We start from the raw sequence: 25,911 nt of genomic DNA, 5'->3' as shown, positions 1-25,911 counted from the left end.
GGATGTCCCGCCCGGCCGATAGGCCGGGCAGCGCCCAACCGCCCCCACGGGCGGGCGCTGCGCTTCCGCCCGCGGTTGCGCGCTGCCCTCCGTGTGTCATGGAAGGGGGAGGTGAAAGGGGGGAGGCTCTACGCCCGCACAACATGCAGGTTCGGCTTGGCAATCGCCGCCTTCAGCTCGCGCGCCACCGCCTCGGCCACTGGCGGCGGGAAGGCGTTGCCGACTTGCCGGTAGGCATTGGTCTTGGCGCCGGTGAAATGCCAGGCATCCGGGAAGCCCTGAATACGCGCCACCATCCGCACCGTCAGGCGCGGCATGTCGTTGTGGAACGGGTCCGGTGCCTCGTTGGCGATGGTGCGCCCTTCAACGCCCAAAGCCGCCCAGGCGCGCCGCGCCCGGGTCGGGCCCAGATCCGGGCCGCCATGTTTCTTGGAGCCGCCAACGATGGTCGGCGCTATCTCATCTGCCTTGGCCGCCCAGTCATCAGCGCCGCGCCAGCCGCGCTCCTTCATCAGATCTATCAGGGTTGCCCCGACGGTCGGCGGATTGTGCGGCAGCGGCTCGGGCCAGTTGAACTGGCCGGCAAATTCCTTACGCAGGGCAACAATCGCCACCCGCGGCCGCAGCTGCGGCACGCCAAAGTCCGAGGCATTCAGCAAACGCCAGTCAGTCTCATACCCCAGCTTTGAGAGCTGCTTCTTCAGCTTCTCCCGGTAGTCGGAGAAAACCGCATCCAGAAAGCCGCGCACGTTTTCGATCATTACCGCGCGGGGGCGGGTGGCATCCACGATTTCGATCGCATCGTCGAACAGGTTGCGCTCGTCCTTCTCGCCCAGCTGCTTGCCGGCTACGGAAAACGGCGGGCAGGGCAGGCCGCCGGCCAGCAGGTCGATGCCCTTATAGTCACCGGCCACGTCCTTGAACTTGCGCACGTCCTCTTCCAGCACGTTCCACTGGGGGCGGTTGTGGCGCAGGGTGGCGCAGCAATGCTTGTCGATCTCCACCAGCGCCGTGTGGTCAAAGCCCGCCGCCTCGAGACCGAGGGCCTGGCCGCCCGCACCTGCGCATAGTTCTACCGATGTCAGCATTCTGCTCTGCCTGTCCGTTCGCGTTCTTGCTCTGTTCCTATGCGGTAAAGCGATTCCGCACAAGGTTTTCTGCACCGGGTCAGACTATGCGGAAATGCTGAAAAACGAAAGGCCGCCCCGAAGGGCGGCCTGTCCGTTTCCCGATGGAGCGGGCGATGAGATTCGAACTCACGACCCTTACCTTGGCAAGGTAATGCTCTACCCCTGAGCTACGCCCGCGCTGCCATCCGGTGAGCGGTGAAATAGGGCTTGGGCGCGCGGGCCGCAAGAGGAAAATCGGCAAGCGGAGAAAAAAATCTGCACCGGCCGCGACGGAGAATCGGGGCGCGCGCGTAACACCGTTCATAAATCGGAATTTCAGGGGAGATTGACTGGATGCTTTGCAAGGATTTCCTGCGGATCGGATGCCTGGGTGCAGCCATTGGCCTTGGATTGCTGGCGCATAGCAAGCCAGCGCGGACAGACAACTGGGCCGGTCCGGCTGAGGCCGTGATGCTGCAGAAAACTAAGGTTTCCAGCACGTGACCACCCGTTTCCCGGCGCGGGAAAGGGCCAAGAACCCTGCGGGGATCTTCGGGTGTCATGCACAGAGGGGCGCCCCTGTTTTCCGCGCCGGGAAACGGGCCGGAATTCTCGCAGAATTCCGCATCGCCAGTGCAAAGGAAAAGGGCGCCCGCCAGCCGGCTGGGCGCCCTTCCTGAACTTTCCGGTTCTGCGGCTTATTCCAGCTCGATCAGCAGATCCTTGGCGTCGATCTGACCGCCCGCCTGGACATGCACGGCCTTCACAACCGCGTCGCGCTCGGCGTGGATGCCGGTTTCCATCTTCATCGCTTCGATAGTCAGCAGCATGTCGCCTTCATGCACCTGCTGGCCTGCCTGTACCGCGACTGAGGCCACTACACCCGGCATCGGCGCGCCAACGTGGTTGGCATTGCCCGCTTCCGCCTTGGCACGCTGCTCGGTCGAGGCCTTCACCAGGCGGTTCGGCACCCGGATCACCCGCGGCTGGCCGTTGAGCTCGAAGAAGACCTTTACCTCGCCCTTCTCGTCCGTTTCACCCACGGCCTGCAGACGGATTTCCAAGGTTTTGCCCGGATCGATCTCGGCAGTGATCTCGTCGCCCGGCTCCATGCCATAGAAGAAGGTCTTGGTCGGCAGGGCGCGTACTGGGCCGTACTGACGGTGGCGGCCCATGTAGTCCAGGAACACCTTCGGATACATCAGGTAGCCGTTCAGGTCCTCATCATCGACCTTGAAGCCTTCCAGCTGCTTGGACAGATCCGCACGCACTGCTTCCAGGTCGACCGGCTCCAGATGCGCGCCGGGGCGTTCGGTGTTGGGCGCTTCGCCCTTCAGAACCTTGCTGACGATGCTCTCCGGGAAGCCGCCCGGGGGCTGGCCCAGGTTGCCGCGCATCATATCGACCACCGAGTCGGGGAAGGCCACGTCCGTTTCCGGGCTTTCCACCTCGTCGCGGGTCAGGCCCTGGCTGACCATCATCAGCGCCATGTCGCCAACCACCTTGGATGAGGGCGTCACTTTCACGATGTCGCCGAACATCTGGTTCACATCGGCATAGGTCTGCGCCACGTCGGCCCATTTCTCTTCCAAGCCCAGTGAGCGCGCCTGCGCCTTCAGGTTGGTGAACTGGCCGCCCGGCATCTCGTGCAGGTAAACCTCGGAGGCCGGCGCCTGCAGGCCGCTTTCGAACGCCGCATACTGGCCGCGCACCTGCTCCCAGTAGCCTGAGACCTCGCGCACCTTGGCGATGTCGATTCCAGTGTCGCGGTCGGTGTTGCGCAGGCCCTCGACAATCGAGCCCAGGCAGGGCTGCGAGGTGCCGCCCGAGAACGCATCCATGGCTGCGTCCACCGCATCAACACCCGCGTCTGCTGCCGCCAGGATGGTGGCGCCGGCAATGCCGGAGGTGTCGTGGGTGTGGAAGTGGACCGGCAGGCCGACCTCTTCCTTCAGCGCCTTGATCAGCACCCGCGCCGAGGCAGGCTTCAGCAGACCCGCCATGTCCTTCAGGCCTAGGATATGGGCGCCCGCGGCCTCCATCTCCTTAGCCATGCCGACATAGTATTTCAGGTCGTATTTGGAGCGGTTCGGATCCAGGATGTCGCCGGTATAGCAGACGGTGCCTTCGCAGACCTTGCCGCTTTCGACCACCGCATCCATGGCAACGCGCATGTTCTCAACCCAGTTCAGCGAGTCGAACACACGGAACACGTCAACACCGGTCTCCGCCGCCTGGCGCACAAACTCCTGCACCACGTTGTCCGGATAGTTGGTGTAGCCGACGCCGTTGGAGGCGCGCAGCAGCATCTGGGTCATCAGGTTCGGCATCCGCTCGCGCAGGTCGCGCAGGCGCTGCCAGGGGCATTCCTGCAGGAAGCGGTAGGCCACGTCAAAGGTCGCACCGCCCCAGCATTCCACCGAGAACAGCTGGTTCAGATGCTGCGCATAGGCCGGCGCCACTTTGATCATGTCGATCGAGCGCATCCGGGTCGCGAGCAGCGACTGGTGGCCGTCGCGCATGGTGGTGTCTGTCAGCAGCAGCTGGCGCTGTGCCTTCATCCAGTCGGCAACGGCTTGCGCGCCTTTTTGTTCCAGCAGGTTGCGGGTGCCGTAGGGCAGGTTGCCCGGCTCGGCGTGCGGCGCGCGCGGCTCCTTCAGGTCGGCAGCAGGGGCTGCGCGGCCTTCGGTCTCCGGGTGGCCGTTGACGGTGATGTCGGCGATATAGGTCAGCACCTTGGTGCCACGGTCGCGCCGCTTCTTGAAGCTGAACAGGTCCGGGGTTTCGTCGATGAATTTGGTGGTGTATTCATTCGACAGGAAGGTCGGGTGTTTCAGCAGGTTCTCAACGAACGCGATGTTGGTGGAAACACCGCGCACCCGGAATTCGCGCAGCGCACGGTCCATGCGGGCAATCGCCTTTTCCGGGGTCGGCGCCCAGGCGGTCACTTTGGTCAGAAGCGAGTCATAATAGCGGGTGATCACGCCGCCTGCATAAGCGGTGCCGCCGTCCAGGCGGATGCCCATGCCGGTGGCCGAGCGGTAGGCGGTGATGCGGCCGTAGTCCGGGATGAAGTTATTGAGCGGATCCTCGGTGGTCACACGGGTCTGCAGCGCGTGGCCGTTGAGGCGGATGTCGTCCTGCCCGGCCTTGCCGGTGGCCTCGGCAATGGTCTTGCCTTCGGCGATCAGGATCTGCGCCTGCACGATGTCGATGCCGGTGACCTCTTCGGTCACGGTATGCTCCACCTGCACCCGCGGGTTCACTTCGATGAAGTAGAACTTGCCGTCGTTCATATCCATCAGGAATTCGACGGTGCCTGCGCATTCATAGTTCACATGCTGGCAGATCTTGCGGCCCAGGTCGCACAGTTCCGCACGCTGTTCTTCGCTCAGGTACGGGGCAGGGGCGCGTTCAACCACTTTCTGGTTGCGGCGCTGCACCGAGCAATCCCGTTCATAGAGGTGATAGATCTCACCGTGCTTGTCGCCCAGGATCTGCACCTCGACGTGGCGGGCGCGGGTGATCATCTTCTCCAGGTAGCCCTCGCCGTTGCCAAAGGCGGCTTCCGCTTCGCGGCGGCCTTCCAGCACTTTCTCTTCCAGCTCTTTATCAGCGTGGATCGGACGCATGCCGCGGCCGCCGCCGCCCCAGGAGGCCTTCAGCATCAGCGGGTAGCCAATCTCAGCTGCTTCCTTGCGGATCGCGTCCATGTCGTCGCCCAGCACTTCGGTCGCCGGGATGACCGGAACGCCAGCGGCAATCGCCACCTTGCGGGCAGAGGCCTTGTCGCCAAGGGCGCGCATGGTTTCGGCCTTGGGGCCGATAAAGGTGATGCCGTTGCGGGCGCAGGCATCCACGAAGTCCGGGTTCTCCGACAGCAGGCCGTAGCCGGGGTGGATCGCATCGGCGCCGCTTTCCTTGGCGACGCGGATGATCTCTTCGATCGACAGATAGGCCGCCACCGGGCCCATGCCTTCACCGATCCGGTAGGCCTCGTCAGCCTTGAACCGGTGCAGGCCGAGCTTGTCTTCCTCGGCATAGACGGCGACGGTGCGTTTGCCCATTTCGTTGGCTGCGCGCATCACGCGGATCGCGATCTCGCCACGGTTGGCAATCAGGATTTTTTTGAAGTCGGTCATTTCACCCTCGGGGTCCGTGCAAGTTGGTGCAGTGTTAGGCGGATATTATCGAACCGCACAACCGTAGTTCTGGGTATTTCCGGCATGATTGCGCTCTCAAGCGGCCTGTTTTTCCAATTCTGTTACATTCCAGGCGGCGGAAATATCCCGCTGGTAACGGACAATAGGTCCGGTTCGCACCTTATTTTCGGCGTGCAAAGAGGTGCGCGCCAGTCGCATTGGACGCTGAGGCTCAACTTTAGGTCAGCAAAGCGGACCTGGCCTGCAACCAATGAACCGGTAGCCTGTCCTTTTGCGGCGGCCCTGCGCGGCCGCCCGGCGGGTAAACTGAATTCAATCGCGGCTTCAAGTGCTTGCCCGCTGAAACCGCCTGGCTGCGGCCAGGCCAGCAGCAAAGGAGAGTGAACATGCACCGTATCATTTACGTCAGCCAGTCCGCCCGCAGGATGTCCAGTGCAGAGCTGGGCGGGATCGTCAAAAAGGCACAGGAAGCGAATGCTGCTGTGGATGTGACCGGCATGCTGGTCGGCCACAGGGGCTGGTTTCTGCAGGTCATCGAAGGCCCGGCAGAGGCTCTGGCTGCGCTGTTTCACCGCATCAGCGCGGACCCGCGCCACGGCAATATCCGGGTACTGGTGAGCGAAACAGCAGCAGACCGGGCGTTCCCGGAGTGGCGGATGGCCTTTTCCGAACCGCAAATGCTGCCGGAACGCGTGCGCAAACACGTGTTTTCCCTGCAGAACCTGATTCCGATCAACAGCCCGGACCGCGGCAGCGAAACTGCAGTGCGGCAGGTGGTGCGGGATTTCCTGGCCGCCTTCGAACGGCTGGAAAAGACCGCATGACACCTACAGCGCGCGTATCTCAACTGAGCTGAGACCGTCCAGGCCGGCGATACCTAGCTGACCCATGCAGGACTCCAGATCCTTGGCCAGAAGGCTGATCAGATGCACCGGTCCGGCCTTGCCCAGGGCGGCCAGCGCATAGTGAAAGGCGCGGCCCAGCATGATGAAATCCGCCCCCAGCGCCAGCGCCCGCAGAATGTCCAGCCCGCCCTCGATACCGCTGTCAAAGATCACTGGCACGGAAACGGCCTCGCGGATTTCCGGCAGCAGGCTGATGGCGGGCGGGCAGCCGTCGAATTGGCGCCCGCCATGGTTCGAAAGCCAGATGGCATCGGCCCCGGCCTCCTGCAGCAGCCGGGCGTCCTCGGCCCGCTGCACACCCTTGACGACAAACGGCCCATCCCAGTTGCGCCGCAGCCAATGCACATACTCCCAGCCGGGCGAGGTGCGCAGCAGATAGCCGATATGCGCCGTTGGCGGCAGGTTGGCCTGTGCGCCGCTGACGTATTTGTCCAATGTCCGCATATGCGGCAGGCCATGCCGTACCATTCCCAGCGCCCAGGCAGGCCGCTGTGCAATCTGCGCCAAAAGCCGCGGGGTCAGCCGCGGCGGCTGGGTCAGGCCCGAACGCACTTGCCGTTCCCGGCGCGAGGCGACCGGCACATCCACCGTCAGCACCAGCGTGCCAAAGCCTGCATCCCGAGCCCGTGCCAGCAGGTCTGCGCGGATGGTTTCATCCTTGGGCGGATACAGCTGGAACCAGGCGTCCCTGCCCAGATGCGGCGCCAGATCTTCCGGCGACTGGCTGGCCACCGTGGACAGGCAATAGGGGATGCCCGCTGCCGCGGCGCTGCGCGCCAGAATGCCCTCTGCATCAGGCCAGATCAGCCCCGACATGCCCACGGGGGCGACGCCGAAGGGGCAGGCGTGGACGGTTCCCAGGAGGTTCACAGACAGATCGGTCTCCAGCGGCCCGTGCAGCACCGAGGGCAGCATACCGATCCGGTCCAGCCCGGCCCGGTTCTGCGCCTTGGCGGCCTCAGTGCCGGTGCCGCTGTCCAGATACTCCCAGACGAAATGCGGCAGCCGCCGCCTGGCGCGGTGCTTCAGATCGCCAAGCCCCGGGTATCGCTGATGCAAATCCATGCAGGCATTGGTACGCGGCGGGCGCGGATGTGCAAGGAAAAGCGCTGGCTCTTTGCCCGTCTTCTTGCCCGCGCTTGCGCCCTGGCATGGCGCGCCGCCGGCGGCGGCGGTTCAGGCCGCTTCGCCCTGGCTGCTGCCCGGTCCGTCCTCCCCGGTGCTTCCCGCGCCGTCCGGCTGCACCGCCGGGCCGCGCGGTTCAGGCATGGCGCCTTCGGCAATGCAAACCTGGTTGCGGCCCTTGGCCTTGGCTTCATAAAGCGCTGCATCGGATGCCCGCAGCAGGTCCTGCGGCATGGTGCCATGGGCGGGGTAGTGGGCCACACCAAGCGAGATAGAGATCCGCGGCAGCGCCTTTTCGCCATAGCGGACAACCACGTCCTCGATCACCTGCCGCAGCAGTTCCGCCTTGGTGACCGCATCCACCGGGCTCACGCCGGGCAAGAGCAGCGCAAATTCCTCGCCGCCCGGGCGGCAGGCCACTTCATCGCCGTCGCAAGCCTGCTCCATCGCAGCGCCAACCGCGCGCAGAACCATGTCGCCGGCATCATGGCCGTGGTTGTCGTTGAACTTCTTGAAATGGTCGACGTCGATCGACACCACACTCAGCGGCTTGCCGTTATTCTGGCTCGCGGCCACGAATTTGCGCAGGCTTTCGGTCATGTGGCGGCGGTTGAAAAGCCCGGTCAGCGGGTCGCGCACCGACTGGTCGTGCAGCTGGTCGCGCATCCGCACATTGGCAATCGCCATTGAGATCTGCTCCGCGCACATCTGCGCCAGTTTCTTGCTCGACACAAACTCCGGGCAGTTGTCCTTGATCGCCCGCAGATGCATCAGGCCGACAGTCTCGCCATGGGCCAGAATCGGAAAGCAATAGTAGCTGCGCCCGTCATGCGGCTCCGCGTGCTCGCAGACAAAATCAATCTCAGATGTGCCGAACTCATAGGTGCGGCCCCGGCGCAGGCCCCAGCATTCCTCAGGGTGGATATGATCCTTGTGGCTGCCGCCGTTCCAGCTGGCACAGCCGTCCAGTACATCGCGGGAGTTGGAATAAACATAGACGCTGCCTTCTGCGGTCGGCAGGATATGGGTCATGAAGCGGGCAACCATGTCAAACAGCTCATCCAAAGAGCGGCTCGACTGCAGCCATTCATTCAGTTCCCCCAGCAGCTGCACCTCCCGTGCCAGCCGCAGCTGCTCGTCCAGGATGTCACGCTCCTTTTCGTTGCGCTGCCGCATCTGGTTCATGCTGAAACGGTTGGTCCGGAACACCACATAAACCGCCACGGTCATCGCCAGCAGCGCAATGGAGGTCAGAACAATCAGCGACAGCCGGGCACGGCGGATGAACGTGTCGCGCAGGTCGGTGATGTCGGTGTAGAAATCAATCGCGCCGTCAAAATGCCCGTTGTGAACCAGCGGCACGTAAAGCTGCGCAACCTCGCGCCTGATGCTGCTGTCAAACCCGTTGGATTGCAGCGGGAACCCGTCCACCTCATAGGCGGGCAATGGCTCATGCATGTAATAAACCTCGCCGCGGGCCACCTGCGTGCTGAAAAAGGCGTTGGTCTCATACTCGCCGATCTCATCGCTGCGGGTGGACCAGAAAATCTCCCCCTCGGAGGTCAGCAGCCGGAACCGGAATACGTCCGTTTCATCCGGCAGCAGCAGCAGGTCCCGGGCGTCTTCGGGCTGGATCAGCCCGTCCTCAAAGGCGGTCTCGACATTGGTCATATGCAAGACAACCCGGCGCTGCCAATGCTCCGACTGTTTGCGCAGGTCGTTTTCAATCATCCGGTCCACGATCGGCTCCGGCACCGCAAAAACGGCCCATGCCGATGCGGAAGCTGCCGCAATCAGGACAAAGATCAGCGACATGCTGCGGATCTTCTCAGCAAGGCTGGATCTGAAATTTTTTTGCATATTCCTGCGCCTAAAGTAATGAATATTAAGGTGGCGGTGTGTCTCCGCGAACGTAGACAGGATTGCTTTCAGGACCGTTAACCCGCCGTAAGCAGGAAGGGATTTTTCTTTGCTGCCCGCGCTTTAACCTGCTTCGGCCCGGGCCTTGCGGGGTGCGCGCCCAGCAGGTGAACAGACTGTGAACGTCCTCTTTCCGCCGGACCTGAATCACGCTAGGATCACGGCCATGAGCAGTTTTGACGAAATGGACGCCTTTGAGGGCGCATCGCTGTCGTCCCGCGCCATGGCAGCGCGGCCGATGCCCTATCTGGACACGCTGAACCCCGCCCAGCGGGAGGCGGTGGAATGCCTCGACGGCCCTGTGCTGATGCTGGCCGGCGCCGGCACCGGCAAAACCAAGGCGCTGACCACCCGCATCGTGCATCTCCTCAGCACTGGCCGCGCCCGCCCGAATGAGATTTTGTCGGTCACCTTCACCAACAAGGCCGCCCGCGAGATGAAGGAGCGGGTGGCGGGCATGCTCGGCCAGGCGGTCGAGGGGATGCCCTGGCTCGGCACTTTCCACTCGATCTGCGTGAAACTGCTGCGCCGCCATGCCGAATTGGCCGGGTTGAAATCGAACTTCACCATTCTTGACACCGACGACCAGATCCGGCTTTTGAAGCAGCTGATCCAGGCCGCGGGCATCGACGACAAGCGCTGGCCCGCGCGGATGCTGGCAAACATCATTGACGACTGGAAAAACCGCGCCCTGACGCCGGAGAAGGTGCCGGTTGCCGACGCCAGCGCCTACAACGGCCGCGGCACCGAATTCTACGCCCAGTACCAGACCCGCCTGCGCGAGCTGAACGCGGTGGATTTCGGCGATCTGCTCCTGCACATGGTGACGATCTTCCAGAACCACCCGGACGTGCTGGAGCAATACCAGCGCTGGTTCCGTTACATCATGGTGGATGAATACCAGGATACCAACGTCGCCCAGTACCTATGGCTGCGGCTCCTGGCCGGCGCGCACAAGAACGTCTGCTGCGTCGGTGATGATGATCAGTCGATCTATGGCTGGCGCGGTGCTGAGGTCGGCAACATCCTGCGGTTCGAAAAGGATTTCCCTGGCGCCATGGTGGTGCGGCTGGAGCAGAACTACCGCTCCACAGGCCATATCCTTGCGGCTGCTTCCAATGTCATCCGCGGCAATGCCGGCCGTCTGGGCAAGGAGCTGTGGACAGACGCCGGCGACGGCGAAAAGGTCCGCCTGATCGGCCATTGGGACGGCGAAGAAGAGGCCCGCTGGATCGGTGAAGAGATCGAGGCGATGCAGCGCGGCACCCGCGGCCAGACTCCCATCGGCCTCAACAGCATGGCCATTCTTGTTCGCGCCTCCCACCAGATGCGCGCGTTTGAGGACCGCTTCCTGACCATCGGCCTGCCGTACCGCGTTATCGGCGGCCCGCGGTTCTATGAGCGGATGGAGATCCGCGATGCGATGGCCTATTTCCGTGTTGTGGTCTCGCCCGACGACGACCTGGCGTTTGAACGCATCGTCAACACTCCCAAACGCGGCCTTGGCGACAAGGCGCAGCAGACCATCCAGGGCATTGCCCGCGAAAACGGCGTCTCGCTGGTGGAGGGCGCCCGGCTGGCGGTCGAGTTGGGCCAGATTAAGGGCAAGGGCGGCAGCGCCCTGCGCCAGCTGGTTGAGGGCATCGCCCGCTGGGGCCATATGGCGGGCGACGCGGACATGACCCATATGGAACTGGCCGAAATCATCTTGGATGAGAGCGGCTACACCGCCCATTGGCAGAACGACAAGAATCCGGATTCGCCGGGCCGGCTGGAAAACCTCAAAGAACTGGTGAAGGCGCTGGAGTTGTTCGAAAACCTGCAGGGCTTCCTCGAACACGTCAGCCTGGTGATGGACAATGACAAGCAGGACGCGGACGAGAAGGTCTCGATCATGACCCTGCACGCCGCCAAGGGCCTGGAATTCCCCGCCGTGTTCCTGCCGGGCTGGGAGGACGGGCTGTTCCCCTCGCAGCGCTCGATGGACGAAAGCGGCCTCAAAGGGCTCGAGGAAGAGCGCAGGCTGGCCTATGTGGGCATCACAAGGGCAGAGGAAATCTGCACCATTTCCTTTGCCGGCAACCGCCGGGTCTTTGGCCAGTGGCAGTCGCAGCTGCCCTCGCGCTTCATTGATGAGCTGCCCGAAGAGCACGTCGAGGTGCTGACCCCGCCGGGCCTCTACGGCGGCGGCTATGGCGCGGCGGCCCCCGGAGCGGGGCAGGTCCGCTCGACGATCGACGAGAGGGTGGCCCAGGCCGACGGCTACAATTCCCCGGGCTGGAAGCGGATGCAGGCCCGCGCAGGGCAATACGGCATGTCTCAGCCCAAGGAGAGCAAGAACACGGTGATCGACCTCACCGCCACCTCCAGCTTTACCCTGGGGGAGCGGGTGTTCCACCAGAAATTCGGCTACGGCGCCATCACCGGGATCGAAGGCGACAAGCTGGAAGTGGATTTTGAAAAGGCAGGCCCCAAGAAAGTGGTGGCCAAATTCGTGACTGCCACCGACGACGTTCCGTTCTGAAGTCCAGTATCACGCCGGTTTGACCGGCGGATCGGATCGCGCAGCGATCCGATCCGGGCGCAGGCGCGGCGGTCAGCTGCGCTGCCCGCCGCGCCTGCGCCACCCCCTTCCTCTGACGTTCGCGTAAGGCGGGGAAGGCTGCGGACTTAACGCAGCGCTATCATCGCAATGCCGATGGCAATCAGCACCGCCCAGCCTAGGCGGCTGAGGCCGCGCGGCTCCTTCAGCACCAGCGCCGCCAGGATCACCGAGACCGGGATCGACACCTGCCGCACCGCACTGACCGCTGCGGCCTCAGCGCCCAGCTGGAACACCCGCAGGATCAACAGGTAAGACAGGTAGGACGAGAGTCCCGCAAACAGGATGCGCCAGGGGTGCTGCGCCCAGCCGCGCACCACACCAAGCAAGGGCGCCGACTGCCCCCGGTCTTCCCAGGCGCGCAAGGCCCCCATCGCCAGCGTCACCAGGATATAGGTCCAGAACAGAAACGGCGCGCTGGCGGCGCCTTGCATCGCTGCCGCGTCGGAAACTGAATAGGCGGCTGAGCCCAGCATCGCCATTGCCGCCATGGCAAAGGCGCGCGGATCGTCCAAGAGCCGCCCCTTGCCCTTCTGGATCATCAGCCCGGCCCAGATGATCAGCCCCATCCCCAGAAGCGCCGCGCCGGTATAGCTGCGGTCCAGCACCAGCCAGCTGAACGCGGCAATCGCCAGCGGCGAGGAGCGCACGATCGGGTAATAGGCCGACAGGTTCCCCCGCCGCAGCGCCGACAGCGTGCCGTAGTAGTAAACCGTCAGCCCCAGCGCCGAGACCAGCACCAGCGGCCAGACCCCGGCGGGCAGGGCAGGGCTTTGCCCCGCCAGCGCCATATGCACAGCGGCAAACACCACCCAGCTGAGGCACACCCCGGTATAACAGGACACCGGATGCGCCACGCCCTTCAGCGTCAGGTCACGCAGCGGGTGGGTGGCCGCCGACAAGAGAACCAGCAGGATCCAAAGCAGTTCCACTTAGAAGGCAGCCCCCTGGCCGGGCCGGTCCAGATAGGCGTCGAAATGCACCGTCACCTGATCATCGCTCACCTGCACCACGCCATAGGCCATCGGTTCGACGCTGTACTCGCCTCCGGCCCGCTCCGGCACCAGCGGGATCTGGTGGTTGGTGCTGGGCAGCGAGGTAAAACTGTAGCCGCGCCAGTTCACATAGGTCATCCGGTGAATGTGGCCGTAAAAGATGTGGCGGATGTTGCGGCCCTTCTGCAGCACCGCAAAGAACGCCTCGGGGTCGCGCAGCCTGATATCGTCCACAAAGGGCAGGCCGATATCAAAGGGCGGGTGGTGCAGGAAAAGGAACACCGGCGCATCGCCCGCCGCCTCCAGCTCTGCCTCCAGCCAGGCCAGCCGGTCTGTGCAGAGCTCCCCGTCATGCACGCCCGGGCCCCCGGTCAGCGTGTCAAGGAACAGGAACCGCGCGCCGCGCGCCGCATGGCTGTGCTGCACAAACCCGCCGCCGGCGCGCGGATGATCGGCAAAGACGTCCAGGAAATTCTGCCGCACATCATGATTGCCCAGCATCAGAAAGACCGGCAGAGGAAACGCCGCCAGCTGCTCCTGCAGCCAGCCATAGGCTGCGGGATCGCCCTCATCCGCCAGATCACCTGAAATAACGCAGAATTCCGCGTCCTTGTGCCACTCGGCAATATCCGCCAGCACCCGCATCAGATTCGCCGCCGGATCGCCGCCGTTCAGCGGCACGCCGGGCGCCATCAGGTGGATATCCGTCAGATGGATGAATTTCATGACACCGGTCCCGCAAAAAGCTGCTGATTATGCCGGTGATAAAATCAGCAGATTCAAGAAAGGGATAGCCTGAAAACGTCAGCCTCCCGGCCGGACCGCGGCAAACCGCAGCCCCAAAAACAAGAAACGGCGGCGCCCAGGGAGGAGGAGGGGCACCGCCGTTCTGTCAAACACCGGGTATCAGGGAGGAGGAGACCCCGGTGATCCAAGCCCGGCTTTCGGCCGGTATAGGGTGCGGCGGCATCAGGGAGGAGGAGGATGCCACCGCGTAGGACAGGCTCTCAAGGGAGGAGGAGAAAGAGCCTGATCTCTATCAGTTGTTTTCGTAAGCGGCCTGATAGGCGACGCGCTTGATTTCGGACCGGTTCAGGCCCAGGTCTGCCAGCTCGCGGCCGGACAGGGCCGACAGCTCATTGACGGTCTGGCGGTACAGGCGGTAACGGACGAACTTGACCAGCAGGGCATCCAGGAAGCCCACCGGGGACGCAATGTTCACCGCGGAAATCTGTTGTGCTGCTGCCATCGTTCTGTTCCTTCGTCTAGCCGTCTCGTCTATCGCCGCTGTGGCGTTTCTTGAATGGTAATTTAGGGATATGCTGCGGATGCACAATCCCGTGCTTCGTCATTGCTGCTATGCGGCATGTGCATGGGTGGCGCAGGGTAGGTCTTTGTAATTGGACAAGATTTTCAGCCACCCATTATGCGGCTGTATAATTTCTGGGCAAACTGGTGCGCGTCGCGCATGGCTCCCGGGGCAGCGGATTGACATATCTGCCGCCCTGTTGCTGCGGCAAACGCGCAAGCCGGGTTTCCTGTTCCGCGGGGCACACATATATATGGGCCGGATTTGACGCAGGAGAGCAGCCATGAGTGTCACACAGGAACAGATTCGCGCCGTGCTGGAGCGGCTGGCGCTGCCCGATGGCGGCACCCTGGTGTCGCGCGACATGCTGCGGGCGCTGCGCATCGAGGGCAGCAAGGTGAGCTTTGTGATCGAGGCGCCCAGCCCCGAGATCGCCAAGCTGATGGAGCCCCTGCGCAAGGCCGCCGAAGCGGCAGTCCTGTCGCTCGACGGCGTTGAGACCGTCTCCGCCGCGCTGACGGCCCATGCGCCGCAGCAGCCAGCCCCCAGCCTCAAGGTCGGCGGCCATCCGAAACCGCAGGCGGAGCCGCTGAAACCTGCGGGCGTCAAGCGCATCCTGGCGATTGCCTCAGGCAAGGGCGGGGTGGGCAAATCCACCGTGTCCTCGAACCTTGCCGTGGCACTGGCCAAACAGGGCCGCAAGGTCGGCCTGCTGGATGCCGATATCTACGGCCCCTCCCAGCCCCGCATGATGGGCGCCAGCGGACGGCCTTCCAGCCCCGACGGCAAGATCATCGAGCCGCTGCACGCCCATGGCGTCACCCTGATGTCGATCGGCTTCATGGTCGATGATGCCAAGGCGGTGGTCTGGCGCGGCCCGATGCTGATGGGCGCGCTGCAGCAGATGCTGGGGCAGGTGAACTGGGGTGAGCTGGACGTGCTGATCGTCGACCTGCCGCCCGGCACCGGCGACGTGCAGCTGACGCTCTGCACCAAGGCAGAGCTTTCGGGCGCCATCGTCGTCTCCACCCCGCAGGATGTGGCGCTCTTGGATGCGCGCAAGGCGATGGACATGTTCAACACGCTGAAGGCCCCGGTGCTGGGCCTGATCGAAAACATGTCCTTCTTCACCTGCCCCGATTGCGGTGGCGAGCATCACATCTTTGGCCACGGCGGCGTCGCGGCAGAGGCGGAAACGCTAGGCTTGCCGCTTCTGGGCGCCTTGCCGATTGACCTGGAAACCCGGCTGGCCGGCGACAGCGGCACGCCCATTGCGGCGGGGAAGGGGCCGATGGCCCAGGCTTATGCCCGCATTGCCGAAGGCCTGATCGGCGGCGGCATGGCCTGAGAGGGCCGGACACCCCTATTCAATATGTGTGCAGGCCCGCCGCTTTGGCGGGTCTTTTCCGTTCCGGGGCCCTGCGGATGGGCGCCGATGGGAAAGCGGCCGGATCTGGGACCGGATGGGACCTGCGGCCCGGCGCGGGACTTCATGGGGCATTTGGGATTGCATGGGAGGCCTGGGAATTCACGGGATAGCCGGGAATTCATGGGAGCCATGGGAAATCATGGCCCGCTACCAGCACTGCACCCCTTGCAGTTGCGAATCACATGGCTTTGAACCGCTTTTGCGGGGTGCCTTCAGTGCCTCTGCAGGCCGGATGCGGCGAACATAGGGGGAACTTGCCGGAAAACTGGAGTCAGGATGATTAAATCCCGGGAAACTATGGGAAATAAATCTCGCCTGCAACTCGCATCTATATCTAGTGTTTGCGCTGGGTTTATTCACAACAAGTTCCGAATATTGCCCTGAAAGTGCCACGAATCTCAGGCGGTCCTCCGGAATCTCTGTCAAGGATTCGACGATGTCCCATAAAAAACAGTTGCGGGGCCATCAATTCCCATAGTATCCCTACTTCATCAGATGAGACGAGGGACGGGGCGCCAAACGACCCCAGAGCCAAAAATAAAATAAGCAGGTTTCATACAGGCCTTCGCTTTCATCGAACAAGAGATCCGGCGCGCGGGCGAGCAGACATCCCCCCAGGTGGCGCGCGCAGTCGGACATCCCGCAAAGCGGGCCAAGGCGGCGGGTTGATCAGTGGCAGCAGATCAACCCGCCCCTTTTCATTCTGGGGGACGGATCAACGCGAGGGACACGCGAAAAGGACGGTAAATTGGGCCGCAGGTTCAGAGGCGAAAGCCACCATAAGGTGGACACAAAGGGGCGGGTGTCGATTCCGGCCTCCTTTCGCCGTGTGCTGGAGGCCGCCGATCCCAATTGGCAGCCCGGCCAGAACCCGGAACTGGTGATCGTCTACGGCGACAAGCGCCGCAATTTCCTGGAATGCTATACTATCGAGGCGATCGAGGAGGTCGACGCCAAGATCGACCAGCTCCCGCGCGGCTCGATGCAGCGCAAGATGCTGCAGCGGATGTTCCACGGCCAGTCCTTCCCGACCAATGTCGACGAGACCGGCCGCCTGGTCCTGCCCGCGAAGCTGCGCCAGAAAATCGACCTCGATGCCGAGGCCTTCTTCATCGCCGCGGGCGACACCTTCCAGATCTGGAAGCCTGAGACCTACGAGGAAGAAGAGCTGGCCAAGGCCGAAGAATGGATGGAGGACCTGCCCGAGGACTTCGATCCGATGGAATTCCTAGACGGCGCTGGGGGCGCTTAAACAATGACCCAGGACCAAACTGCTGCCAATGGTCCCCATATCCCGGTTCTTCTCCGCCCGCTGCTTGCCGCCGTGGCGCCCGTCACGGGCTGCTGGCTGGATGGCACTTTCGGGGCCGGCGGCTACACCCGCGGCCTGCTGGAGGCCGGGGCACAGCAAGTCACCGGCGTTGACCGCGACCCGCTGGCGTTCGAGCTCGCAAAACCCTGGGCGGGGGAGTACGGCACCCGCCTGATCCTGCAGCCCGGTGTCTTCTCCCGCATGGATGAATACGCCCAGGATCTGGATGGCGTGGTGCTGGACCTTGGTGTTTCCTCCATGCAGCTGGACCTGGCCGAACGCGGCTTCTCCTTTATGAAGGACGGCCCGCTGGACATGCGGATGTCGCAGTCCGGCCCGTCGGCTGCCGACCTCATCGCCGAACTGACCGAGGCGCAGATCGCCGACATCCTGTTCCACTACGGCGAGGAGCGCGCCAGCCGCCGCATCGCCAAGGCGATTGTCAAAGAGCGCGCGCTGGAACCCATCACCACCACCTTGCGCCTGGCCAAAATCATCGAAAGCTGCCTGCCGCGCCCCAAGCCCGGCCAGTCGCACCCGGCGACCCGCAGCTTCCAGGGCCTTCGCATCGCGGTGAACGCCGAATATGACGAGCTGTTTGAGGGGCTTCTGGCCGCTGAGCGCGCGCTGAAACCCGGTGGCCACTTGGCCGTCGTGACCTTCCACTCGGTCGAAGACCGCATGGTCAAACGCTTTTTCCAGCACCGCGCGGGCAAGACCGGCCGCGCCAACCGCTACGCGCCAGAGCAGGCAGAGGCCCCGTCACAGTTCGAGCTGGTCACCCGCAAGGCAGTGGGGCCGGACGATCAGGAGCTGGCCGAAAACCCCCGTTCCCGCTCCGCCCGCTTGCGGGTCGGGCGCCGCACTGACGCCGCACCGGGGCCGATCACGGCCAAGGAACTTGGAATGCCGCAGCTGAAAGAGGCGCGCAAATGAAGACTTTGCTGTATGCCGCAACCTGCCTGGCCGTCTTTGGCCTCGCCTTCTGGGCTTACCGCGAAAACTACGCCACCCAGCAGGTGCTGAAAGACACCCGCGCGCTGCAGCGCCAGATCGGCGCCGCCCAGGTGCGCCTCAGTGTGCTGCGCGCCGAATGGGCCTATCTCAACCGCCCGCAGCGCCTGCGCGAGCTGGCAGAGATCAACTTTGACAGCCTTGGCCTGCTGCCGCTGCGACCCGACCAGTTCGGCCGCGTCGATGAGGTCTCCTATCCGGAGCCGGAGGAGCTGATCATCACCGATGGCGTCGAAGTTTCCGGCCTGAACGCGGAGGACTACCCATGATCCGCACGCCGCTGCGCCCGCTGGCCCGTATCCTGCACGCCCGCGCATCGGGCGAAAACCCGGACGTGATCGAAAAAGAAAACATCAGCCTGCGACATCAGGAAATGCAGGCGCAGGCCCGCCAGCGCGCCGAGGGGCGGCTCTTGGTGCTGGGCCTGTTCTTTGTCTTTGCCTTTGGCGCCATTATCACCCGCATGGGCATGACCGCCGTGTCGGAACCGGCTGAACCCGTCGCCAGCGTGGCTGGCGCTGCCATCGCCGCGCAGCGCGCCGACATTGTCGACCGCAACGGCAGCCTGCTGGCCACCAATTTCGAGACCCATTCCCTCTATGCCCAGCCGCCGCAGATGATCGACCCAACCGGTGCTGCGGAGAAGCTGGTGGAGATCTTCCCCGACCTCGACCGCGAACGCCTGATCAAGGATTTCACCGGCAAGCGCAAGTTCCTGTGGGTGAAGAAGAAAATCAGCCCTGAGCAGCTCCAGGCGGTGCATGACATCGGCGATCCCGGCCTGATGTTCGGCCCGCGCGAAATGCGGCTTTATCCCAACGGCAGCCTTGCCGCCCATGTGCTGGGCGGCGCCGGTTTCGGCAAGGAAGGCGTGAACGCCGCCGAAGTGATCGGCGTTGCCGGCGTGGAGCGCCAGTTCGACGACTACCTGCGCGACCCGGCCAACGCGGGCAAGCCGCTGCAGCTGTCGCTCGACCTCACTGTGCAGGCTGCAGCCGAGCAGGTGCTCTATGGCGGCATGAAGCTGATGAACGCCAAAGGGGCCACCTCGATCCTGATGGACGCCCATACGGGTGAGGTGATCTCGGTGGTCTCCTTCCCAGACTTCGATCCCAACGACCGGCCGCGCCCGCCGGCCTCGGGCTTTGACCCTTCGGTCAGCCCGCTGTTCAACCGCGCGGTTCAGGGCGTGTATGAGCTCGGCTCCACCTTCAAGATCTTCACCGCCGCCCAGGCGATGGACCTGGGGCTTGTGAACGCCGACACCGTGATCGATACCCGCGGCCCGCTGCGCTGGGGCCGCTTTGCGATCCGCGATTTCCGAAACTACGGCAACGAGATGTCGGTGACCAAGATCATCGTCAAATCCTCCAACATCGGCACCGCCCGGCTGGCGCAGCAGATCGGGGTGGAGCGGCAGAAAAGCTTCCTCGACACGCTGGGCATGCTGGACCCGACACCGTTTGAAATCTCCGAAGCCGCAGGCGGCAAGCCGCTGCTGCCGCCGAACTGGTCGGAACTGTCGGCGATGACCATCTCCTACGGCCACGGCATTTCCACCACGCCGATGCACTTGGCGGCGGGCTATGCCGCGGTGGCCAACGGCGGGCGCTATGTGGCGCCGACAATTCTGAAACAGAACGGCCCGCAGCTGGGCCAGCGGGTGATGAGCGAGGCCTCCGCCAAGGCCGCGCGCAAAATGTTGCGCAAGGTGGTCTCCGAAGGTACCGCCTCTTTTGCCGAGGTCGAGGGCTATCAGGTCGGCGGCAAGACCGGCACTGCGGATAAGCCCAAGCCCCGCGGCGGCTATTACGATGACAAGGTCATTGCCACATTTGCTTCTATTTTCCCGGCACATGACCCCAAGTATGTGCTGATCGTGACGCTGGACGAACCCTCCATCATCGCCCACGGCGAGGAGCGCCGCACCGCAGGCTGGACCGCGACCCCGGTAGCCGCGGAGATGATCGGCCGTGTCGCGCCGCTCTTGGGGCTGCGTCCGCAAGTTGAACCCGCAGAGGTGACTGGTATAACCCTCACCTCGAACTGACACAGGTGAGGGCCGCCATGAGCAGCAGCAGACCAGACCAGCCTCTGAACCAATTGAGACTGGGCCAATTGGGGCTCACTGCCCGCGGCGGCGCCGACCCGCAGATCAGCGGCCTGACGGTGGACAGCCGCGAGGTGCGCGAGGGGTACTTGTTCGCGGCCTTGCCGGGCAGCCAGATGCATGGCGCCAAGTTCATTCCCGGTGCGCTGGAGAAAGGCGCAACCGCCATCCTGACGGATGCCGCAGGGGCAGAGATTGCCGCCAAGGTGCTGGACGAAAGCCACGCCGCCCTGGTGGTGGTTGAGGACCCGCGCCAGACTCTGGCCTATGCCGCCGCTCTGTGGTTCGGCGGCCAGCCGCAGACCGTGGTGGCGGTGACCGGCACCAACGGCAAGACCTCCGTGGCGACCTTTGTGCGCCAGATCTGGTCTGAGCTGGGCCATGAGGCTGTCAACATGGGCACCACCGGTATTGAGGGCGCCTGGAGCTATCCGCTGGCCCATACCACGCCGGAGCCGATCACCCTGCACCGCGCCCTCTCCGAGGCCGCCGCGGCGGGTATTACCCATGCGGCGATGGAAGCCTCCTCGCACGGGCTGGACCAGCGGCGGCTGGACGGGGTGCAGCTGGCGGCTGCCGGCTTCACCAATTTCACCCAGGACCATCTGGACTACCATGAGACGTTTGACGCCTATTTCGCCGCCAAGGCGGGCTTGTTCCGCCGGGTGCTGCCTGACGAGGGCGTCGCCGTCATCAACATGAACGACCCCCGCGGCGCCGAGATGCGCGCCGTCGCTGCTGCCCGCGGGCAGGAGGTGATCAGCGTCGGCCGCGGCCTGGGCGATCTGAACCTGATGGGGATGCGCTATGACGGCACCGGGCAGGACGTGCGCTTCTCCTGGCATGACAAGCCTTATCAGGTTCGGCTGAACCTCATCGGCGGCTTCCAGGCGGAAAACGTGCTGCTTGCTTGTGGGCTGGTGATTGCTGGCGGCGAAGATCCGGAGCGGGTCTTCGAAACCCTGCCGCATCTCACCACCGTGCGCGGCCGGATGCAGCTGGCGGCGGAGCGCGACAATGGCTCAGCCGTGTTTGTCGACTACGCCCACACCCCCGACGCGGTGGCTAGCGCCATCAAGGCGCTGCGCCCGCATGTGCTGGGGCGGCTGGTTGCTATTGTAGGTGCGGGCGGCGACCGCGACACCAGCAAGCGGCCCCTGATGGGAGAGGCGGCGCATCGGAACGCCGATGTGGTGATCGTGACGGATGACAACCCCCGCAGCGAGGACCCGGCCATCATCCGCGCCGCGGTGAAGGGCGGCGCGCCGGATTGTATCGAGATCGGCGACCGCGCAGAGGCGATCCTGCGCGGGGCTGACATGCTGCAGGCGGGCGACGCGCTGATTATCTGCGGCAAGGGGCATGAGACCGGCCAGACCGTGGGTGACACGGTGCTGCCCTTTGATGATGTGGAGCAGGCCAGCATTGCCGTGGCCGCGCTGGACGGGAGGATTGCATGAGCCTTTGGACCGCATCTGAGGCCGCCGCCGCAACAGGCGGCAAGGCGCAGGGCGACTGGGCCGTCTCAGGCCTGTCGATCGACACCCGTACCATCGAACCCGGCGATATGTTCGTGGCGCTGAAGGCCGCCCGCGACGGCCATGACTTCGTGGCACAGGCGCTGGAAAAGGGCGCCGGTGCAGCGCTGGTCTCCCGCATTCCCGACGGGGTGCCCGCGGATGCGCCGCTGCTGATCGTTGAGGACGTGCAGGCGGGGCTGGAGGCTTTAGGCCGGGCGTCGCGCGCCCGTACGAACGCCAAGGTCGTTGCGGTCACCGGCTCGGTGGGCAAAACCTCGACCAAGGAAATGCTGGCGCGGATGCTGTCCGATCAGGGCCGCACCCATGCTGCCGTTGCCAGCTACAACAACCACTGGGGCGTACCGCTGACGCTGGCGCGGATGCCGCGCGATACCGAGTATGCGGTGATCGAGATCGGCATGAACCACCCCGGCGAGATCGCGCCGCTGGCAAAACAGGCGCGCCCGCATGTGGCGATGGTGACCACCGTGGCCGCGGTGCACTTGGAGGCGTTTGAAAACGTCGCAGGCATCGCGGCTGAGAAGGCCGCGATCATGGAGGGGCTGGAGCCCGGCGGCGTGGCGGTGCTGAACGCCGATATTGCCGAGGCCCATGTGCTGCGGGATGCGGCCGCGGATCTGGGCGCAACCGCCCGCTGGTTCGGCGAAAGCGCTGCCGGCTACACCCTGCTTTCCGCCGGCATCGAAGGCGAGGAGACCGTCGCCCGCGCCACTGCAAACGGGCTCGCGGTTGAGCTGCATATTCAGTCCCTTGGCGCCCATTTCGCGATGAATGCGCTGGGCGCGTTGGCCTGTGTCGAGGCGCTGGGGGCTGATCCGGCAAAGGCCGTCGAAAGCCTTTCCCTGTGGTCGCCGGTCAAAGGCCGCGGCGTTCGGGAGGCAATCCGGCTCGAGAGTGGAGACGTCACCCTGCTGGATGACAGTTATAACGCCAACCCGACCTCGATGGCGGCAGCGCTGGCGGTGCTGGCGGCGACACCGGGGCAGGGGCGCCGGATCGCTTATGTCGGCGACATGAAGGAACTGGGGCCGCAGGAGGTGCAGCTGCACGCCGGGCTGGCGGAACTGGACGCGGTGCAGGGCATCGGCAGGATCCACTGCATCGGCCCGCTGATGCAGGCTCTGCACGAAGCCTTGCCAGAGGAAAAACGCGGCGGCTGGTACGCAACCAGTGCCGAAGCGGTGCCGGGCCTCGCAGAAGAAATCCGCGGCGGCGATATCGTGCTGGCCAAGGGCTCGCTCAGTATGGGCCTCGCCAGGATTGTTGACGGCATCCGCGAAATGGGCCACTCCGGCCCCACACGAGAAAACGCGTAAAGAACGAGGGGAAGAGCAAAATGCTCTATTGGCTGACCGCTTTGTCGGACGGGGGGGATGTTTTCAACCTCTTCCGCTACATTACCTTCCGCGCAGGCGGCGCCTTCATGACCGCGCTGATCTTCGGCTTCCTGTTCGGCAAGCCGCTGATCAACGTGCTGCGCCGCAAGCAGGGCAAGGGCCAGCCGATCCGCGACGACGGGCCGGAGGGGCATTTTTCCAAGGCGGGCACTCCGACCATGGGCGGCCTCCTGGTGGTTGGCGCACTCTTGACTGCGACGCTGATGTGGGCGCGCTGGGACAATCCCTTTGTCTGGCTGGTGCTGTTTGTGACCCTGGCCTACGGCCTCATTGGCTTTGCCGATGATTACGCCAAAGTGTCCAAGCAGAATACGGCGGGGGTGCCGGGCAAGCTGCGGCTGGCGCTGGGGATCCTGATTGCGGTGGCGGCATCGCTGTGGGCCGCGGCCTATCATCCGGAGCCTTTGCAGAACCAGCTGGCGCTGCCGGTGTTCAAGGACACGCTGATCAATCTGGGGATCTTCTATGTGCCGTTTTCAATCTGCGTCATTGTCGGCGCCGCCAATGCGGTGAACCTGACCGACGGTCTGGACGGGCTGGCGATTATGCCGGTGATGATTGCGGCCGGAACCCTGGGGGTCATCGCTTATGCGGTGGGGCGGGTCGACTTTACCGAATACCTGGACGTGCATTACGTGCCCGGCACCGGCGAGATCCTGATCTTCTGCGCGGCGCTGTTCGGCGCGGGCCTGGGTTTCCTGTGGTATAACGCGCCGCCCGCGGCGGTGTTCATGGGCGACACCGGCTCGCTCGCCCTGGGCGGCGCGCTGGGCGCCATTGCCATCGCCACCAAGCACGAGCTGGTGCTGGCCATCGTTGGCGGGCTGTTCGTGGTTGAGGCGCTGTCGGTGATCATTCAAGTCCTTTACTTCAAGCGCACCGGGCGCCGCGTGTTCCTGATGGCGCCGATCCATCACCACTATGAGAAGAAGGGCTGGGCCGAACCGCAGATCGTGATCCGCTTCTGGATCATCTCGCTGATCCTGGCGATGATCGGCCTGGCAACGCTGAAGGTGCGGTAAACACGCCCTTTGGCTGCCGCACCGTGTCTTCGGCGGGGCAGTTTGCAATCTCTTTTCTATGGAACCGCCCGGGGCTGCTGCTGCGGGCGGTTTGTCTTTGGTAAGGAAGGCGGCGCCGCCAAAGGGGCGGAGCATCGGATGGCCCTTGCCAAGGGGCCATGCCCGTCTATCGGCCTCATGCGGACCCGCCCTGCACCCAATGAAGAGGTGGTCTGAGGGGGCCGGTCTCCTGGTCGTCTTGTTGCAACGGATTGACCATACCCCGGCCGGGTGAAGATGTGGTGAGGACAGCGTACGGTGGCTGCGCAACGGGCGCTCTCCCGCCAATTTCGGCAGGCTGCGCCTGCCTGCCAATTGTTGGGCATGGCACGGGCCTGGCGGCCCGTGCCGGGCGGCTTCTTGCAGGCGGGGCGGCTCCTGTGCAAAGTGCCGCCGGAAACGGTTCAGGAAGATGAGGGCAGGAGATGATCCCGGTCAAAGGATATGAGGGCGCCAAGGTCGCGGTGCTGGGGCTGGGGCGCTCAGGGCTGGCGACGGCGCGCAGCCTGCGCGAAGGCGGGGCCGAAGCGTTGTGCTGGGACGACAACCCGGCGGCGCGGGATGCGGCGGAGGCGGAAGGCTTTACTTGCCGCGATCTGCATAAAGCCGGCGCCTTTGACGGCGTGGCAGCGCTGATCACCTCGCCCGGCATTCCGCATCTCTACCCCAAGCCCAACCCGGTGATCCGCGCCGCGATTGAGGCGGGTGTGCCAGTGGACAATGATATCGGGCTGTTCTTCCGCTCCTTCGCCGATGCCGGGTGGCAGATGTACGACCAGCCGCCGCGGGTGGTGGCGGTCACCGGCTCCAATGGCAAATCGACCACGGTGGCGCTGCTGCACCACATCCTGCAGGAGGCCGGGCGCGAAAGCCAGCTGGCAGGCAATATCGGCCGGGGTGTGCTGGACATCGACCCGCCGGGCGAGGGCGGCGTGGTGGTGCTGGAGCTGTCGAGCTATCAGACCGAACTGGCCCGCGCCCTGACGCCGGATGTGGCGGTTTTCACCAATCTCTCGCCCGATCACCTGGACCGGCATGGCGGCATGGGCGGCTATTTTGCGGCCAAGCGCAGGCTCTTTGCCGAGGGCGGACCGGACCGTGCCGTCATTGGCATTGACGAGGATGAGGGGCTGTTTCTGGCAGGCCAGCTGTCTGAGGGGCTGGGCGATGACCGGGTGATCCGGGTGTCCGCGGCCCGCAAGCTGACCGGGCCGGGCTGGCAGGTCTTTGCCAGGAAGGGGTTCCTGTCTGAGTACCGCAAGGGGCGGCAGGCGGCGTCGATCGACCTGCGCGAAATGACCGGCTTGCCCGGTGCGCATAACCACCAGAACGCCTGCGCGGCCTATGCGGCGGCGCGCACCCTGGGCCTGGCGCCGCGGCTGATCGGCGAGGCGATGGCTACCTTCCCGGGCCTGCCGCACCGCAGCCAGACCATCGCCGGGGCAGGCGGTGTGCGCTATGTGAATGACAGCAAGGCCACCAACCTGGACAGCGCCGTGAAGGCCCTGAGCGCCTTCAAGAACATCCGCTGGATCTGCGGCGGGCTGGAGAAGGACGGCGGTCTGGAGGCGCTGCAGGGGCAGACCGGCAATGTGGTGAAGGCCTATGTGATCGGCCGCGAAGCGGCGGGCTTTGCGCTGCAGCTGGATGTGGAGGCGGAGGTTTGCACCACCATGGCGGCGGCGGTCGAGCGCGCCATGGCGGAGGCTGAAGAGGGCGACACCGTGCTGCTGGCGCCTGCGGCGGCGAGCTTTGATCAGTATGACAACTTTGAACAGCGCGGTGATGACTTCACGGCAGAGGTGAAAAAGCGGCTGGGGTAGCAGGGGCTTCAGGCTCACCCAAGCGGAAAATCCGCCTCTGACCCGCCATCGCATGGTCTTTGCCTGCCAGAGCCATCCCCCATGCTCAAGCAGAAT

Annotated in this window: 18 protein-coding genes and 1 tRNA gene; 11 read left to right on the top strand and 8 right to left on the bottom strand. The window is 64.4% G+C overall.

The window, feature by feature from the left end:
• Nucleotides 1-128: 128 nt before the first annotated feature.
• The 3 genes from ACXAEK_RS18840 to ACXAEK_RS18830 all read right to left on the bottom strand — a co-directional run bounded on the left by ACXAEK_RS18840 (nt 129) and on the right by ACXAEK_RS18830 (nt 5,251).
• Nucleotides 129-1,088 carry a DNA cytosine methyltransferase gene (locus ACXAEK_RS18840; protein ID WP_475044245.1) on the bottom strand — a complete coding sequence of 320 codons (960 nt, stop codon included), beginning with the start codon at nt 1,086-1,088 and terminating at the stop codon, nt 129-131.
• Between the two features lie 144 nt (nt 1,089-1,232).
• A tRNA-Gly gene (locus ACXAEK_RS18835) sits at nt 1,233-1,307 on the bottom strand.
• A 500-nt stretch (nt 1,308-1,807) separates the two neighbouring features.
• Complete coding sequence (locus tag ACXAEK_RS18830) at nt 1,808-5,251, bottom strand: pyruvate carboxylase (protein WP_475044243.1); 3,444 nt, start codon at nt 5,249-5,251, stop codon at nt 1,808-1,810.
• A gap of 407 nt (nt 5,252-5,658) precedes the next feature.
• Between ACXAEK_RS18830 and ACXAEK_RS18825 the strand changes: the two genes are divergently transcribed.
• Complete coding sequence (locus ACXAEK_RS18825) at nt 5,659-6,096, top strand: BLUF domain-containing protein (RefSeq protein ID WP_475044241.1); 438 nt, start codon at nt 5,659-5,661, stop codon at nt 6,094-6,096.
• A gap of 3 nt (nt 6,097-6,099) precedes the next feature.
• Here the strand turns inward: ACXAEK_RS18825 and ACXAEK_RS18820 are convergent, their stop codons facing one another.
• Together ACXAEK_RS18820 and ACXAEK_RS18815 are read right to left on the bottom strand one after the other, a co-directional pair.
• Nucleotides 6,100-7,242: an alpha-hydroxy acid oxidase gene (locus tag ACXAEK_RS18820; RefSeq protein WP_475044239.1), complete on the bottom strand. Its 1,143-nt coding sequence runs from the start codon at nt 7,240-7,242 to the stop codon at nt 6,100-6,102.
• Nucleotides 7,243-7,353: 111 nt separating this feature from the next.
• Nucleotides 7,354-9,162, bottom strand: coding sequence for a sensor domain-containing diguanylate cyclase (locus ACXAEK_RS18815; RefSeq protein WP_475044237.1), 1,809 nt, complete (start codon nt 9,160-9,162; stop codon nt 7,354-7,356).
• Between the two features lie 226 nt (nt 9,163-9,388).
• On the opposite strand from ACXAEK_RS18815, the gene ACXAEK_RS18810 reads away from it, so the two are divergent.
• A complete protein-coding gene (locus tag ACXAEK_RS18810; RefSeq protein WP_475044235.1) occupies nt 9,389-11,746 on the top strand; it encodes an ATP-dependent helicase in 2,358 nt (785 codons plus the stop codon).
• Nucleotides 11,747-11,892: 146 nt separating this feature from the next.
• On the opposite strand, the gene ACXAEK_RS18805 is transcribed toward ACXAEK_RS18810, so the two are convergent.
• From ACXAEK_RS18805 to ACXAEK_RS18795, 3 genes are all read right to left on the bottom strand, one after another.
• Complete coding sequence (locus tag ACXAEK_RS18805) at nt 11,893-12,756, bottom strand: EamA family transporter (protein ID WP_475044233.1); 864 nt, start codon at nt 12,754-12,756, stop codon at nt 11,893-11,895.
• On the bottom strand, nt 12,757-13,545 hold the full coding sequence (locus ACXAEK_RS18800) for a phosphodiesterase (RefSeq protein WP_475044231.1): 789 nt from the start codon (nt 13,543-13,545) through the stop codon (nt 12,757-12,759).
• Between the two features lie 313 nt (nt 13,546-13,858).
• On the bottom strand, nt 13,859-14,068 hold the full coding sequence (locus ACXAEK_RS18795; RefSeq protein ID WP_475044229.1) for a DUF1127 domain-containing protein: 210 nt from the start codon (nt 14,066-14,068) through the stop codon (nt 13,859-13,861).
• Between the two features lie 343 nt (nt 14,069-14,411).
• On the opposite strand from ACXAEK_RS18795, the gene ACXAEK_RS18790 reads away from it, so the two are divergent.
• The 9 genes from ACXAEK_RS18790 to murD all read left to right on the top strand — a co-directional run bounded on the left by ACXAEK_RS18790 (nt 14,412) and on the right by murD (nt 25,815).
• The gene (locus ACXAEK_RS18790; protein WP_475044227.1) at nt 14,412-15,476 is read left to right on the top strand and encodes an Mrp/NBP35 family ATP-binding protein; all 1,065 of its coding nucleotides are present in this window, start codon (nt 14,412-14,414) and stop codon (nt 15,474-15,476) included.
• An 865-nt stretch (nt 15,477-16,341) separates the two neighbouring features.
• Nucleotides 16,342-16,809, top strand: a complete 468-nt coding sequence (gene mraZ / locus ACXAEK_RS18785; RefSeq protein WP_039167216.1) for a division/cell wall cluster transcriptional repressor MraZ — start codon at nt 16,342-16,344, stop codon at nt 16,807-16,809.
• A 3-nt stretch (nt 16,810-16,812) separates the two neighbouring features.
• The gene (gene rsmH / locus ACXAEK_RS18780; protein WP_475044225.1) at nt 16,813-17,805 is read left to right on the top strand and encodes a 16S rRNA (cytosine(1402)-N(4))-methyltransferase RsmH; all 993 of its coding nucleotides are present in this window, start codon (nt 16,813-16,815) and stop codon (nt 17,803-17,805) included.
• Complete coding sequence (ftsL, locus tag ACXAEK_RS18775) at nt 17,802-18,152, top strand: cell division protein FtsL (RefSeq protein WP_475044224.1); 351 nt, start codon at nt 17,802-17,804, stop codon at nt 18,150-18,152. The genes rsmH and ftsL overlap by 4 nt, the downstream gene beginning before the upstream one ends.
• On the top strand, nt 18,149-19,933 hold the full coding sequence (locus tag ACXAEK_RS18770; RefSeq protein ID WP_475044222.1) for a peptidoglycan D,D-transpeptidase FtsI family protein: 1,785 nt from the start codon (nt 18,149-18,151) through the stop codon (nt 19,931-19,933). Before ftsL ends, ACXAEK_RS18770 begins: the two co-directional genes overlap by 4 nt.
• 17 nt (nt 19,934-19,950) lie before the next feature.
• Nucleotides 19,951-21,453 (top strand): UDP-N-acetylmuramoyl-L-alanyl-D-glutamate--2,6-diaminopimelate ligase, encoded by a 1,503-nt coding sequence (locus ACXAEK_RS18765; protein WP_475044220.1) that lies wholly within the window; start codon nt 19,951-19,953, stop codon nt 21,451-21,453.
• On the top strand, nt 21,450-22,850 hold the full coding sequence (locus tag ACXAEK_RS18760) for a UDP-N-acetylmuramoyl-tripeptide--D-alanyl-D-alanine ligase (protein WP_475044219.1): 1,401 nt from the start codon (nt 21,450-21,452) through the stop codon (nt 22,848-22,850). Before ACXAEK_RS18765 ends, ACXAEK_RS18760 begins: the two co-directional genes overlap by 4 nt.
• A 20-nt stretch (nt 22,851-22,870) precedes the next feature.
• Nucleotides 22,871-23,953 carry a phospho-N-acetylmuramoyl-pentapeptide-transferase gene (gene mraY, locus ACXAEK_RS18755; RefSeq protein ID WP_475044218.1) on the top strand — a complete coding sequence of 361 codons (1,083 nt, stop codon included), beginning with the start codon at nt 22,871-22,873 and terminating at the stop codon, nt 23,951-23,953.
• A gap of 464 nt (nt 23,954-24,417) precedes the next feature.
• Nucleotides 24,418-25,815: a UDP-N-acetylmuramoyl-L-alanine--D-glutamate ligase gene (gene murD, locus ACXAEK_RS18750; protein WP_475044216.1), complete on the top strand. Its 1,398-nt coding sequence runs from the start codon at nt 24,418-24,420 to the stop codon at nt 25,813-25,815.
• The last annotated feature ends 96 nt before the right edge of the window (nt 25,816-25,911 follow it).

The organism is Leisingera sp. ABM4_101, assembly GCF_056158725.1.
The sequence above is the reverse complement of the archived record's forward strand: the minus strand, read 5'-3'. Positions and strand labels throughout refer to the sequence as shown.